We start from the raw sequence: 326 nt of genomic DNA on the forward strand, positions 1-326 counted from the left end.
CACCGTTTTCTATACGCCCTAACAGAGGCCAATTTCGCTAGCGAAATTGGCCTCTATCGCGATCAAAAACCCGTATAATAATCAACGTACAATAAACCAACCTTTTGTATACAGGTAAAAGCATGATCATCGGCTATGCCAGAGTCTCTACGACTGATCAGAACACAACACTGCAAACCGACGCATTAACTGATGCCGGTGTAGAAAAGATTTACGAAGAGACACTATCTGGGACTTCAAAAGAACGACCGGAGCTGACAAAGTGCCTAGATACCCTCAGGCAAGGTGACACCTTAATGGTTTGGCGTCTCGACAGGCTTGGTCGA

Annotated in this window: 1 protein-coding gene; it reads left to right on the forward strand. The window is 45.7% G+C overall.

Annotated elements, in window-relative coordinates; genetic code table 11:
* Positions 1-122: 122 nt before the first annotated feature.
* Positions 123-326: recombinase family protein (locus Nant_RS07780; protein ID WP_162224928.1), on the forward strand; the 204-nt coding region annotated here is incomplete at its 3' end.

Source organism: Neptunomonas antarctica, assembly GCF_001305295.1.
GTDB classification, from domain to species: domain Bacteria; phylum Pseudomonadota; class Gammaproteobacteria; order Pseudomonadales; family Balneatricaceae; genus Neptunomonas; species Neptunomonas antarctica.